Origin of the sequence: Paenibacillus hamazuiensis (assembly GCF_023276405.1) — a bacterium.
In the GTDB taxonomy this organism is placed as follows: domain Bacteria; phylum Bacillota; class Bacilli; order Paenibacillales; family NBRC-103111; genus Paenibacillus_AF; species Paenibacillus_AF hamazuiensis.
Genome location: NZ_JALRMO010000001.1, coordinates 1 through 14,479 on the forward strand (window position 1 = coordinate 1; position 14,479 = coordinate 14,479).

Annotated in this window: 9 protein-coding genes; all 9 read left to right on the plus strand. The window is 54.1% G+C overall.

Annotated elements, in window-relative coordinates; all coding sequences use genetic code 11:
- The first annotated feature begins 382 nt into the window (after positions 1-382).
- Positions 383-4,147, plus strand: coding sequence for an OmpL47-type beta-barrel domain-containing protein (locus MYS68_RS00005; protein WP_248923847.1), 3,765 nt, complete (start codon positions 383-385; stop codon positions 4,145-4,147).
- 480 nt (positions 4,148-4,627) lie between these two features.
- Positions 4,628-5,491 (plus strand): ABC transporter permease, encoded by an 864-nt coding sequence (locus tag MYS68_RS00010; RefSeq protein WP_248930761.1) that lies wholly within the window; start codon positions 4,628-4,630, stop codon positions 5,489-5,491.
- Positions 5,491-6,360, plus strand: a complete 870-nt coding sequence (locus tag MYS68_RS00015; RefSeq protein WP_248923848.1) for a carbohydrate ABC transporter permease — start codon at positions 5,491-5,493, stop codon at positions 6,358-6,360. Before MYS68_RS00010 ends, MYS68_RS00015 begins: the two co-directional genes overlap by 1 nt.
- 76 nt (positions 6,361-6,436) lie before the next feature.
- The gene (locus tag MYS68_RS00020; protein WP_248923849.1) at positions 6,437-7,981 is read left to right on the plus strand and encodes an extracellular solute-binding protein; all 1,545 of its coding nucleotides are present in this window, start codon (positions 6,437-6,439) and stop codon (positions 7,979-7,981) included.
- A 153-nt stretch (positions 7,982-8,134) separates the two neighbouring features.
- Positions 8,135-10,408: a helix-turn-helix domain-containing protein gene (locus tag MYS68_RS00025; protein ID WP_248930762.1), complete on the plus strand. Its 2,274-nt coding sequence runs from the start codon at positions 8,135-8,137 to the stop codon at positions 10,406-10,408.
- Positions 10,409-10,618: 210 nt separating this feature from the next.
- Positions 10,619-11,908, plus strand: coding sequence for a sulfurtransferase TusA family protein (locus MYS68_RS00030; RefSeq protein ID WP_248923850.1), 1,290 nt, complete (start codon positions 10,619-10,621; stop codon positions 11,906-11,908).
- A 31-nt stretch (positions 11,909-11,939) separates the two neighbouring features.
- On the plus strand, positions 11,940-13,067 hold the full coding sequence (locus tag MYS68_RS00035) for an acyl-CoA dehydrogenase family protein (RefSeq protein WP_248923851.1): 1,128 nt from the start codon (positions 11,940-11,942) through the stop codon (positions 13,065-13,067).
- 30 nt (positions 13,068-13,097) lie between these two features.
- Positions 13,098-13,928 carry a phosphate/phosphite/phosphonate ABC transporter substrate-binding protein gene (locus MYS68_RS00040; RefSeq protein WP_248923852.1) on the plus strand — a complete coding sequence of 277 codons (831 nt, stop codon included), beginning with the start codon at positions 13,098-13,100 and terminating at the stop codon, positions 13,926-13,928.
- Between the two features lie 20 nt (positions 13,929-13,948).
- Positions 13,949-14,410: a hypothetical protein gene (locus MYS68_RS00045; protein WP_248923853.1), complete on the plus strand. Its 462-nt coding sequence runs from the start codon at positions 13,949-13,951 to the stop codon at positions 14,408-14,410.
- Positions 14,411-14,479: the final 69 nt, after the last annotated feature.

Below are 14,479 nucleotides of genomic sequence, written 5' to 3' on the forward strand. Positions count from 1 at the left end.
AGCGAGCAGCTAAGGGCTGCTCGCTTTTTCCTGTCCAGTACGCATATTAACGATCTAGTCGCTGTGCGGTTTAAGGCATAAGACTTTCTTTCAAAATCTCCAATTCTTTTCTTAATTCCTCCAAAGAATTTGTTGAAGAAAGAGCTGTTATTTTGACTCGAGGAGTATTATAGCTTCCACTAAATCCCGTTTTTGTTCATCAAGTGGAGGATCGGAGTGTTGAATGTGAACTGATTCATGGGTAAGATAGCGATACATTCGGACAAGGGAGGGGAATTATGGTCGAGCCAGCGACGGAAATTGTAACCATCATGTTGTAAGCCTTTACAACAGCAATGCGGGCATGGAGCATGAGATTAGACTAATAACAAGGAGGTTCCACATGAAAAGATGGCTAGCGCTTTTTTTAAGTATGGTTCTCGGTTTGTCATTATTCGGATTGCCGATTCCCGCCGTGCACGCCGGCTATGAAGCGCTCCCGGCATTTCCGGGGGCGGAAGGCTTCGGGTACGCGGCTAAAGGAGGACGCGGCGGCGAAGTGTATCATGTGAACAGCTACGAGCTCACCGGCCCGGGTACGTTCTACGATGCGCTTATGACGGCAGGCCCTACGCCGCGTACCATCGTGTTCGATATTTCCGGGGAAATTACGATCCCCCAGATTGTGGTGAAGGACAAGTCCAACATTACCATTGCCGGACAAACCGCGCCGGGGGAAGGGGTGACCATCCGCGGCAACAATATCCGCTTTGTCGGCAGCAGCGATATCGTTATTCGATACATGCGCTTCCGATTGGGCGAACAAAACTTTGACGACGATACGATGTATTTTGAAGATTGCCAAAATGTCATCATCGACCACTCCTCTTTTTCGTGGGGAACCGACGAGGTGCTGTCGATCAAAAGCAAGGATTACGATCACCCGAAATCCAAAAACATTACGGTGCAATGGTCGATCATTTCGGAAGGGCTGCTCACCCACTCCATGGGCGGTCTAATCGAAATGAATACGATCACTATGCACCATAACCTGTATGCCCACAACAACGACCGCAATCCGAAAACAAAAGGCCAGATCGATTTCATCAACAACATCGTCTACAACTGGGGCGGCTATCCCTATGTAGCCGGCGGCGAATCCGGTACCAAAGGGTACGGAAATGTGGTCGGCAACTATTTCATCGCGGGCTTAAACTCGGCGAGTCCGCAGTATGCGGTCGTGCGCGGCAATGAGAACTACAGCCTTTATCTGAAAAATAACCGCATTGACAGCAACAAAAACGGCATTCTCGACGGAACCGATACGGGGACCGGGATGATGGAGGCGGAAAGACCGAGCCTCATCGTTCCGGAGCGGTTTGAATACCCGCCGGTACATACGCAGGATCCGGAGGTCGCTTACGAATATATTTTGGATCACTCCGGTGCGTCGCTCGTCCGGGATCAAGTCGATCAGCGCGTGGTGGAGGGCGTGCGGAATCAAACCGGCGTCATCATCGGTCACGAGAACGATGTCGGCGGATTTCCGCAGCTCGCACGTGAAAAAGCTCCGCTGGACACGGACCGAGACGGGATGCCGGATGCGTGGGAGACGGCCAAGGGGCTGAATCCGAACAATCCGGACGACCGAAACGGCGATAAAAATGGAGACGGTTACACAAACCTGGAGGATTACCTGAACGAGCTGGCCGAACCCGGCTTTCCGGCGAATTACCCGAAAACCCCGCCGGCATGGTCGGGAACGCCTTACATCCCGCCGGTCGAACCGGAGCCGGAAACTGCAGCGGAGCCGAAACCAAGCATGGATGGGAATGTAATCCGGAATGTGATCGTCAATGATAACAGCTCAAGCGGGAACACCAATGCGGCCAATTGGTCGGTTCAAGAGAATCTCCAGGCCGGAGACTACGTGGCCGGGGACCGAATGACCGGAAGCAAGCCGTACAAATTCGTTTCGATTCCGGATGAAGTGAAGGGCATGGAATGGATTCGCTCGGCGGTCGGCTCCAGAAGCTCCACAAGCGAGGATCTGCTCTCCTTCTACTTGACCGCCGATAGCGATGTGTATGTCGCGCATGATTCGAGGATCTCGCCGCGGCCGACCTGGCTCACATCGGCCTACGAAGACACGGGTTTGTTTATCGAAGATAACCAGCCGGTGCAGTATACTCTGTTTAAGAAACATTTTCCGGCAGGCTCTCACGTGGTCATGGGACCCAATAACAGCACCTCCAAAATGAATTACTTTGTCATCCTGAAGCCGACTGCGCCGAACATAGTTCCTCCCGATCAATCGCCTGCGGGGCTCGCGGGTCAATTGACCGGCGGACCGGCGGTTTCACTCAGCTGGGGACCTGTAAGCGGGGCGGGCACTTATCTGATTTACCGTTCCTCGTCGATGGATCCTTATTTTAAAGTCGTTGGAAGCTCCACCGCCACCCCATATACGGATGCGGGCGCTAATTTCGGAGCGATTTATCATTACAAAGTGTCCGCGCTGAATGCCGGCGGCGAATCCCCGCATTCTCAGGCAGTGGAAGTGCGAGCGTTCGATGCATCGAAGCCCGTTCCGCCGGCGCCGGCGGATTTGCGGGTTACAGCGGCGAGAAGTCTTTCCGTGGCACTCGCATGGGCGCCGGTGGAGGACGCCGTCAGCTACGGGATTTACAGGTCCGCCGCTCCGAACGGTGCGTATGAGAGAGTGGGCAGCGCGTCTACCGCGGCATATACCGATAAAACGGTAAATCCGTCCACGACCTATTATTATAAAGTTACGACGATGGCGGCAGGCGGGGAATCCGCAGCGTCCGGCAGCGTAGGCGCAACGACGAAACCGCCGGTTGTCGCCCCGCAAGCGCCGACAGGTTTGTCCGCGACCGCCGTCTCGACCTCCTCGTTCGGGATGAAATGGAATCCGGTCGATCAGGCGGAACGATATGGGATTTATAGAAAGGGCAGCGGTGACACCGGCTTCACCCGAATCGGCAGCACGGACGTCCCTTCCTATGTCGATCGCAGCATTAGCGCGGATCGCACGGGCTACAGCTACAAAGTAACGGCGGAGAACGAGATGGGCGAATCGGCATCGTCGGACGAATTGACGATGGCCATGCCGCTGCCGGGAACACCGACGGATCTTTTTGCCGGATTGGCGGGCGAAACGTTCGTCGGACTCATCTGGACATCCCATGGCGGAGCGGTTCAATACAATGTTTACAGGGAATTCGCGGGCGAACCGGCTCAATATGTGGGATTTGCCAAGGTGGATACGTACTACGACCGGACGGCCGAACCGGGAACGGAATATACCTACTTCGTCCGAGCGAAAAACGCCAGCGGGGAATCGGAGCCGTCCAATCGCGTTACGGTCAGAACGAAGCCGAAGGACGCGACGCCCCCGGTAACGACAACCGATGCCAAGATGGGCTGGCAAAATACGGCTCAAATCGTCAATTTGACCGCTTTCGACGCCGAAGGCTCAGCAGTATCGACCTATTACAGCGTAGACGATGCTCCGTATGCACCCGGGAACCGGGCCGAGATCAGCGGGGAAGGGGTGCACACGCTTCGTTTCTACAGCGTTGATGCGGCGGGGAACAAGGAAGCCGTCCGGTCGGTAACCGTGAGCATCGATCTCACCGGACCGGCGATTGCACCGACCGTCATCCAATCGGTCTATCATCCGGATGCCGTGAGCATCCCGTTCCAAATTACGGATGCGCTGAGCGGTGTTGACCGCATGGAAGCGACCCTCGACGGCAAGGCGGCGAGCCTGCCGATTACGGCGGCGCCGTATACCTTGTCGATCGGCGAGCACTCGATTGATGTTAAGGCGGTCGACCATGCCGGCAACGTCACCGTTCAGCATACGATACTGAACGTCGTAATGAATCGCGATTACCTGGATGAAGCGCTGAAAGCGGCAAGGGATCAAGGCCTTATCTCGAATCATGGCGTGCTGAACAGCTTGCTGGCCAAGGTGAGCCGGATTCAAATGGAAACCGATACAAAGAAAATTGTTAACGGCTTGAATGCTTTGGAAAACGAAGTGTCCGCACAAGCGGGCAAACAGATCGATGCGACATTCGCGCAGCATCTGCTGGCCGATCTTGCTTATCTGAAAAATCAAGCCGGCACGCAGCCATGAAACAACAGCCTGCCGCGAGGATCGTTCTCTAGAACGATCCCGCCGCGCGGCTTCCATCTCACCTGAGATCGAACTAACGTTCCGACACGACTGCTCCCGATACGCCAATCGGGAGCAGTCGTTTTTGTAGTGCGCGCAACCAACCGATCCTCCACACAACCAACCACTTCGCCAAACCGGTATAGCATTTCCTTGCAAAAGCCGCTGTTCGCCCGTTATTCCCGACTTCTTGGCATCAACGATTTCCGGGCGGCATACACAAATCGGATAAATGCCTTGAAATATTTTTTGTGCATGATCTGGAGGATTGAACGATTGTCCAAGGGGGCGGGAGCCATTATGATGACGTTATCGAAAACGAAGGAGGTTTGCGGCGTGGCGGAAGCGTATATCCATAAGAAGACCGGTTCTACAAAGGCGCCGGCGGAGAAAGCGCATTCAACCTTGCATCTTTATATCAATAATGTGAAAAAACATTGGATGCTGTATGTGATGGTTCTTCCCGGGCTGCTGTTTTATCTTGTTTTCAAATACGTGCCCTTGGCGGGAAGCGCGATCGCTTTCCAGAAATATCAAATATTTAAAGGAATGATGGGCAGCGAATGGGTCGGGTTGGACAACTTTAAATTCATCTTTACGTATCGGGATTTCTACCATGTGCTGAGAAATACGGCGACCATCGCTTTGTATCATTTGGTTTTCGGCTTTCCGGCGCCGATCGTTCTGGCCCTTCTCCTGAATGAACTCCGAATCGTGCTGGCCAAACGGGTCATTCAAAGCTTGTTTTATCTTCCGCATTTTTTATCATGGGTCGTTGTCGGAGGGATCGTGTTTGAACTGTTATCGGCTCAAGGCATGGCCAACATGATCCGGGGGTGGCTTGGTCTCGAACCGATCCTCTTTATGCAGGAGCAGGCCTACTTCCGTACCATCGTTGTCCTTTCGGGCATTTGGAAAGAGGTCGGCTGGGGAACGATCATTTATCTAGCCGCAATTGCCGGCATTAATCCGAATCTGTATGAAGCGGCGGTGATGGACGGCGCGGGCCGCTGGCAGCAAACGATGCATATTACGCTCCCGGCCATGTTCCCGACCATTCTGGTGCTTTTCTTGCTTAACATCGGCAACTTCCTGGAGCTCGGCTTCGATCAGATCTACAACCTGCTGACGCCCATGACGTATTCGGTCGGCGATATTATCGAAACCTATGTTTACCGGTCAGGGGTTCTGCAGGGACAATACAGCGTAACGACCGCCATCGGGTTATTCCAGTCCGTCATCGGATTCGTGCTGCTGTGGGTTTTCAACCGGATGGCTCGAAAAACAGAACAGGGGTTATGGTAATGAAACAAACAGCGGGAGAGAAAATATTTCAAATGATCAACTATTTGCTGCTGGCCGCCGCGTCCGCAACGATGCTGATGCCTTTGGTGCACCTTCTGGCCGTATCCTTAAGTTCCCCGATTGCCGCGGACTCGAAATTGGTGTTCATGCTCCCCGTGGAGTTTACGACGGCATCGTGGGTTCACATTTTTCAAAACAAAGGCTTATGGAGCTCTTTCGGCATTACGGTTTATATTACGATAATAGGCACGCTGCTCAGCATGCTGTTTTCGGTGCTCACGGCGTATCCTTTGGCCCACAAGGAGTTTCTCGCGCGCAAGCCGATCATGCTGGGCATTATCGTGACGATGATTTTCAACGCGCCGCTGATCCCGTTTTTCCTGACGGTTCGCGAGCTGGGGATGATGAATTCGCTGTGGTCCTTGATTCTTCCCGGATTGATCGGGACGTTCAATATGATCATCATCCGCACCTTTTTTATGGGGCTGCCTTCGGAGCTGTACGACTCCGCCCGTATCGACGGCTGCAATGACGCCGGAGTGCTGTTCCGCATCTATTTGCCGCTCTCGAAGCCGGTTTTGGCGACAGTCAGCTTGTTTTACGCCGTAGGGTATTGGAATACGTTCCAGCGCGCGGTCTTGTTCATTCGCAACCCGCAAAAATGGCCGCTGCAGGTAAAGCTTCGCGCCTACCTGACGTCGCCCGAGGAGCTTGCGTCCGTCAACCTGGCGCTGGGCGATTACGATTTTAATACGACGACGCTGAAGGCCGCCACCATTTTATTCGCGACGATTCCGATCGTTCTGGTGTATCCTTATTTGCAAAAGTATTTTGTCAAAGGCTCCATGCTGGGATCGCTCAAGGAATAGCCGTAACCCGGTATTAAGCTACAAAATCAGCTTGATATATATATGAAACAAAGCCAAAAAGGGAGGAAATCCAAACATGACCCAACGCATACTCCGCAAATCGGCGGCCTGGTCAGCGCTGATCGCGATTGCCGCGACAACGGCCCTCGCCGGCTGCTCCGGTGCAAAGGAGAATGGTTCCGGTTCCGAGACCATCACTCCGGACGGCGCGCCCGTTCAAGTTAAAGTGTTCAAAAGCCATATGGGAGTCGGAGCGATTCCGGACAGCAATAACCCGCATGTGAAATATGTTGCCGAGAAGACGGGAGTCGAATATCAGCTGATGACCACCCCTCCCGGCTCGGAGCCGGCGGAATACTTGAATCTGCTGATCGCCTCGGAGGATTTGCCGGACATTCTTCGTCCGATCGGGGGCATCGAGCAAACTTTGATTCAGCAAGGAGGCGCCTTGGCGCTGGACGATCTGCTTCCGAAATACGCTCCGAACGTATGGAAGAACATTCCGAAGGAGGCTTGGGACATCGTACGCTCCGCTTCGCCGGACGGCCATATCTACTACGTGCCCAAGGTGTTTCTCGTTCCCGAGCGGGCGCCGCTGATTCGCAAGGACTGGCTGGACAAGCTGGGGCTCCCGATGCCGAAGACGGCGGAAGAGTACAAAGAGGTGCTGCGTGCTTTTCGCGACAAGGATCCGAACGGCAACGGGAAAAAGGACGAGCTGCCGACCTCGGGCCGGGAGTTCGGAAAATGGATGGATCACCTCTTCGGCATGTACGGCGTGGCGATGTGGGAAGGCAGCCCGGAGTGGGACATTTATGACGGAAAACTGCAGTATGCCGGAGTGACCCCGAACATGAAGGCCGCGATCGTATACATTCGCGACTTGTACAAGGAGAAGCTGCTGGACAACGAGACCTTCTTGAACAAGGGGGACGTGTGGCAGGCCAAAATCAACAATAACCTCGTGGGCAGCTGGTATCACCTTCCGGCCAACCTGCGCGACCGCGTCAATGCGATGAGGAAGACAGCTCCGGACGCATATGTGGTGGGGATGCCGGTGCCGAAGGTCGAAGGCTTTAAAGGTTTTGTCACGCAAAAGAGCATGGGCGAGCCCGAGTGGATCATCCCGCTTGCCCGCAAAAACAAAGCGGAGGCCTCCCTCAAGCTGCTGGACTTTTTCTACGATGAGAAAAACGACGAATTCATTCGTTATGGAATCGAAGGCTTGCAGCACAAGGTGGAGAACGGTAAGAAGGTGCTGCTTCCGCCGGAGGACAGCCGCCCGCTCGCGCTCGGCATGCGGAATCTGACTACGAAGGAGGATATGGACGTCCGCATCAAGGAAACGATTCCTGAGGATATGCAGAAGATGGTCCAGGACATCTTCGCGGTTAACACCGCCGACGCCCGCCGGATCGCCGGAGACGGCCTGCCGAGCACCGTATACGACGGCTTCCCGGATATTCAATCGCACAAGCTGTTCCAGGAATATTTGGCCAAAATTGTAATCGGCGACTGGCCGCTCGAGAAATTCGACGAGTTCGTAGACCGCTGGAACAAATCAGGCGGCGAAACCGTGACGAAGCGCGCTCAGGAATGGTACGCGAAGGTTAAGAAATAACAGTCGTTTGGAAGAGCGGTGAAAAAGAGCGAAGGGGATGGATTTTTGCCGGAGAAGCGTTAGCTTCCGCGCAGGAGAGGCCATGCGTGTCTTGGGGGATGAATCGCGTTATAATGGTTAAGATATCCGGCATAAGGTGGGAAGAAATTCGTGATGCAGCCCCTCAAGAAATGGCTTAAGATCAACTGGGCCCATACGCAAATTCGGCTTGTCTCGATTTTGACCGTATCGGTATTTCTGATAATTCTGGCTGTCAGCCTGACTTCGTATTATACGTCCAAGTCGGTGCTGCAGGAGGAGTTAAGCGAGCCTCAGCGCCAAATCCTGCAGCTCAATATGAACGTGATTGACGAATCGATCAAAGAGAGCGACCAGGTCGCAATTCAGGTCGCGTTAAATCGAAACGTTTACCAATTTTTAACGAGCGACCATCAGGCCTCCTACAACAACATTACGGAGCTTTATCAACTGCTGACGACGCTCATAGGAAATTCGAAATATATAAAGAGCATCTATGTGTACGATCTTCAAAGAGGCAGCTTTGTCGCCATTCCGCAAGGCTTCAGCTCCAGCAAGCTGACGTTCGTGGATTCCGACTGGGTGAGCGTCGCTGACGAATTCGGGGACAAGCCGACGGTGATCAAGAAGCGGCAAGTTCCCGAAGGGGGGAACAAGAGCGGCTCGAACTTTACATTGTTTCGCAAGATCAACATCCGGGGCGAGTTTAAAGGGATCGTTGCCGTGAACCTGAAGGACGAGGAGCTGTTTGCCCGGCTGAATCCCAGCCTTAACGGCATTAACCGGATGCGGTTCATCCTGGACGGGCGTGACGAGGTGTTATATTCCGTATCGAATGTGGAGTTCGACCAGGAAGCGATCCGGCAGGCGCTTGCCGAGCTGAAGGAAACAGCCAGCGGGGATATCGCTTATCAGAACCGCAAGCTGCTGGTGAATCAATTGAAGTCGCCCGTAACCGGCTGGAAATATGTTTCCATCGTTGTGCAGGACAGCCTGCTGGCCAAGTCCCAAAGGGTCCGCGACGCCGTACTGCTGGTATCGATCGCCGCGCTGGCCCTCGGCGGCGTGACGATTTTCTATATTAATGCGGAAGCGTTCCGTCCTGTCCGGCGTCTGCGGCAATTATTCAGCGCTTATGAACGAAAAGAGAGCGGCATGGGCGGCATCGATCTGGAGAAGCTGACCGACGAGCTGCTGAGCAACCATGCGCATTTGTCCCGGCTCGTTCGGGAAACGATGTCGGAGGCTTCCTCCAAGATGCTCCACGATATTTATACCGGCAACCTGACCGGCAAACGCGATATCCAGGAAAAATGGAACCGGTATTTTGGCGACTGGCTGAAGGCCCCGGTATCGGTAGCCATTCTGTCGATTGACCGGTACGAAGACTGGTCTCGGCAGTATTCCGACTCGGACCGTTCGCTCATGAAGTTCGCGCTGGCCAATATTATAGCCGAGCTGTTCGAACCGCAGTGGCGAATCGTCTGCGCCGATTTCGGCAAAGACAAAACCGCCATACTTCTGCAGCCGCGGGAGACAGGCGCCCCACTCGAAACCAAGCTGGCGGAAGCGATTCAAGTTGTATTCGATTTGCTCAAATTCCGCATATCTGCGGGAGTCAGCACCCCGCAGCCGGATGTTAACCGCCTGAAGCAGGCGATGCTGGAGGCGGAGAATGCCTTGTCGTACCGGGTGTACCGTGGGTACGGTCAGGTGATCCCGTTCCATAACGTGTCCGAGCACGAATTGAAAGATCATCAGCCTGCCGGACAGGAGCTCGAAGATGTGGTTCGCGCCATTCAAGAAGGGGATGAAGCCGCAGCTTCGGAAGGGCTGGACCGCATGTTCCTGCACCTGCGCACCGAATATGGGTATCCTTCCGCCGTCTTTTCCTTCCTGCAGGAATTCGTTGAGCGGATCGGACAGCTCGGACCGGCTGAAGAGCAGGAGGCGGAGCCTGCCTACGAGCGGTTCGAGACGCTGCATTTGGACGACATCCGGCAGGAGCTGGACCGGCGGATCGATCCGTTGGTCAGGCGGTACCGCCGGCTCGTTGAAAGCAAGGACTTTATCATGTGCCGCCGCATGATCGACTACATGAAGCAGCATCTCGGCGAGCCGATCGGCATTCCCGAAATTGCCGACTCCATAGGAATCAGCAGCAGTCTGGCGAGCCAAGTTTTCAAGCAGGAGACGGGTGAGACGATATATAACTACTTGACCCGAATTCGTATGGATAGGGCGGCCGAACTTCTGGTCAAAACGGATTCCCGCATTTCCGACATCGCGGTGATGGTCGGTTATCAGCATGAGAACAGCTTTATCCGCATTTTCCGTAAATATAAAGATATTACTCCCGGCAAATACCGGGATATGATGAGAACCCGAACGGACTTCCTGATCGAATAACCGGCAGGGCAGGAGTGCGTCTTCGCGAAATTCGGTACATCCCCAAACCTTGAAAAGGGTCTGGGGATTTTGCCGTTTGGGGGTCGGAAATCTATCGCTTTCTACGGGTAATGACTATCAACATTCAAAAAAAAGGAAAATTGTGCTATGCTATTTTAGGATTCATAGAACTAGAAAACAAGCAATACACTTTAACGATAGGAGTGGTCGGTGATTAGCGAATCATCTTTTGACCAAATGGATGTCCATGGCCTCACTCCGGACAAACAGCTCGACCTCGGAAATTTTCCGGCCGGCTCGGATCTGTTTCTACTTTTGAAAAATGCGCTGCAAAGAATGGAACAGGGCCAAATTCTCGAGCTCATCAGCACGAACCCCCATATTAAAGAAGCGCTGCAAAGCTGGTGCAGGCTGCACCGGTATTCGTTCCTCATGGCGCTGGACGGTGGCGACCACTACCGTTACCTCATCGGGAACAAGCCGCATGCCGCGGGAGAACAGCCCGACTGGGGCATCAAGCTCCCCGTTCGCAAGGGCGGCAAGCTCGATATCCGCGATTGGTTTCAAGGCAGAGTCGGGGACATGCTGGAGAAGGCTCCGGCTTATGTCGGTTTTGTTCCGCGCGGAGCCGTCCCGGAGCCCGGCGTGCCCGACTTCGGCTTCGATCTTAACCAGAAAAACGATGTCTGGTCCCATAATTTGCTGGACCTGTACGAGCAGGCGAAGGAAAATCAATGGAACGCAACGTCCGATATCGCCTGGGAAGAGCTTACGCCGCTTCCGGACGATCTGGAGTGGGCGGTTTGCCAGACCATGACCTTTCTCGCGGAAAACGAGTATTCGGCCTTGTACATACCGGCTAAATTTATCGCACAAATCAACCCGCATTATATCGAAGCGGTTATGTACCTTTCCACGCTCATCCAAGACGAATCCAGGCATATCGAAGCTTTTACGAAGCGTGCGCTCGCCAACGGGGGAGGGCTGCAGTATTCCTCCGCCTTAACGGAACGTTCTCTTCACAGCTTGTTTATTCAGGAAGACTATTTCAAATCATCCTTCCTGCTTCATGTACTCGGAGAAGGGACGTTTCTCGATCTGCTGAACTTTATCGAAGAACACGCGCCGGACCCGGTCACGCGGCAGATCGTCAATTTGGCGAAAATCGATGAAGGCCGCCATGTGGCGTACGGTATCGGCCATGTGCGCCACATCCTGGAGCGGAACCCGAACATGGCGAAAGCGTTGATCGAAGCCGCGGAGGAGCGCAATCAGTATTTGCATTCGGTGGATACCGGAGACAATTCGTATTTCCTGGAGGCGCTGGCGATTTTGGCCGGCGGCGGGCGCTCCCCCGAGCAACTGAAAACCGGCTTCGAGCGCGTGGGCAAGCTGAAAGAAATCATGTACGAGCACCGCATTCAGCGATTGCTGCAAATCGGCCTGGACCGCGAGACGGCGGAAACCATCTCTCAGGCGCATACGCCGAATTTCATGTAGATCATATTTGTATAAAAAGGAGACTACGACGATGTCGAATTTCGTACTGCTTGCCAAACAAATAACCGACGAGGTCATCGCCCCGCTCGCCGCAGAAATCGATTCCGCTCGCCGCTTTCCCGAGGAAGGTATCCGCGCATTAGGCAAGGCCGGGCTGCTCGGTTTGCTCGTCCCGGAACAACATGGTGGACTTGGGGGGAATCTGGCGGATCTGGCCGCCGTTACGGAGACGATCGGAGCCGCCTGCGGTTCGACGGCGATGTGCTTCCTCATGCACTCTTGCGCGACGGCCGTCATTGCTTCCAAAGCGACGCCGGAGCAGCAGGAAACATATCTTCGGCCGATCGCCCAAGGCGAGAAGCTCGGGACGCTGGCGTTCAGCGAAACGGGAACGGGAGCCCATTTCTATATTCCGGAAATCCGGGCGAAGCGGGAGGACGATTTTTTCGTGCTCAGCGGTAAAAAAGGCTTCGTCACGAACGGAAAGCGCGCCGATTTTCTCATCGTTTTGACCAATGCGGCGGCCGCGGAGCAAGGGCTGGATATGCTCATTGTCGACACCGATATGCCGGGTGTCCGTTTTGAAGGAGAATGGCAAGGGATCGGCCTCAGCGGCAATAACAGCATTTCGCTGCAGCTGGACAACGTGAAAATACCCGCTTCCGGGCTGGTCGGGGCGGAAGGGGACGGCATGGGTCTCATCTTCCAGGTTGTGGCCCCCACTTTCATTTTGGGCGTCGCCGGAGTGAACGCCGGCATCGCCAGAGGGGCTTACGAAGCGGCGCTCCGGCATGCGAAGACGAGAACTTATGCCGACGGCAGGGCGCTGGCGGATATTCAGGCGATTCAATTTTACTTGTCCGATATGTTCGGTGCTGTCGAGGCGGCCTCCGTCTACGTGCAAAACGCGGCAAAAGCGGCGCTGAGCGGCCAAGCCGACGCCATTATGCACGTCATGCAGTCGAAAATCATCGCCTCCGAGCACGCGATCAAGGTGACGAATTTGGCCATGCAGGTATGCGGCGGACAAGGTTATACGAAAGCTCTTCCGGTAGAACGATATTTGCGTGACGCCAGAGCGGGAGCGGTCATGGCCCCGACGACCGAGGTGCTGAAGGAATGGGTCGGCAAATCCGTCGCCGGCATTCCGTTATTTTAAAAATCAAGGACTTTCAAGGAGGGAACGAGCATGGAGAGATTGCCTAACAAAGCGCTGATGGTGGGAGCGGTCGCTTACGATCCGAAGGTGATTCCGATTTGGGACATCATTCGCGACTATTATCAACAAAATGATTTTCCGATCGATTATGTGCTGTTTTCCAACTACGAAGCGCAGGTCGAAGCGCTGCTAAACGGTTTTATCGATATTGCCTGGAATACGAACGTCGCCTATGTGCGCATCCAGGAAAGGCTTGGCGGCAAAGCGAAGGTGCTGGCGATGCGCGACACGGACATAGGGTTTACTTCGAAAATTATCGCCAGAGCGGACAAAGGAATCGAAAGCTTGGCCGATCTGAAGGGCAAGCGTTTTGCATTGGGCAGCGCCGATTCGGGGCAGGCCGCGATTTTGCCGTATCATTTCGTGAAGATGAACGGGGTTGATCCCGAGAAGGATCTTACTCTCATCCGGTTCAATCTCGATGTAGGCAAGCACGGAGATACCGGAACGAGCGAATTGGAAGTTCTGCGTGCGTTGAAGCAGGGAGAAGCGGATGCGGGAGCGATCGGCGAATCGACGTGGATTCGCTTGCTGGAGCTGGGGCAGGTGAACACGGATGAAATCAGAGCCGTCTGGACGTCGCCGGGCTACAGCCATTGTAATTTCACCGTGCTCCCCGATTTTGACGACGCACTCGGGAACCGCTTCAGAGACCTGCTGTTCCGGATGGACCCCGCGGTGCCGGAAATCCGCAAGATGATGGAGATGGAAGGACTGAACGAATGGGTTGGCGGCGAAGGAGCGGGGCTGGCCGGATATGAAGTGTTATTCGAAGCGATGAGAGATCAGGGATTGCTGTAACAGTAGGAGGGATCATTTTTTTGAAAAGAAAGATCGCATCCGCGGTTTTATCTGCTGCGATTGCCTGTTCCTTGTCCGCTTCTTCCTTCGCTCAAGAGGCTGTAAACGCCAGTCCTAATGTGACAGACGGAATTTTTATCCCCGCGGAGGTTGGCAGCTCGTGGAGCAATACCGTTACGTCCGACAATACCCCGGCTACGGCCACGTCTCAATTTGTTGTGCCTCCTACTTACGGTTATGTGAAAATGCGGTTTTACAATAAAGATTCGCAGCCAGTTACGATCACTATAAAACATGAGTCCGATAAGGAATACTATTCAAAAACAATTCCCGGCGGTTCGGAAGATACTTGGAGAAGCGTTCCCGATTACCCGGATGGCGTTCGTTCCGGCACATATACCGTTCAGTATCATTCCGCCGAGGGGCAAGTAAATGTTCAATACAGCGGTTTTGCTTCCGGCAACAAAAATGATTTAAATTAACGGGTTGAGGGAGCTGCTGTCGAAAGTGCATCACTATCGACGGCAGCTTCTTCTTGCTCCTAAGCTTAC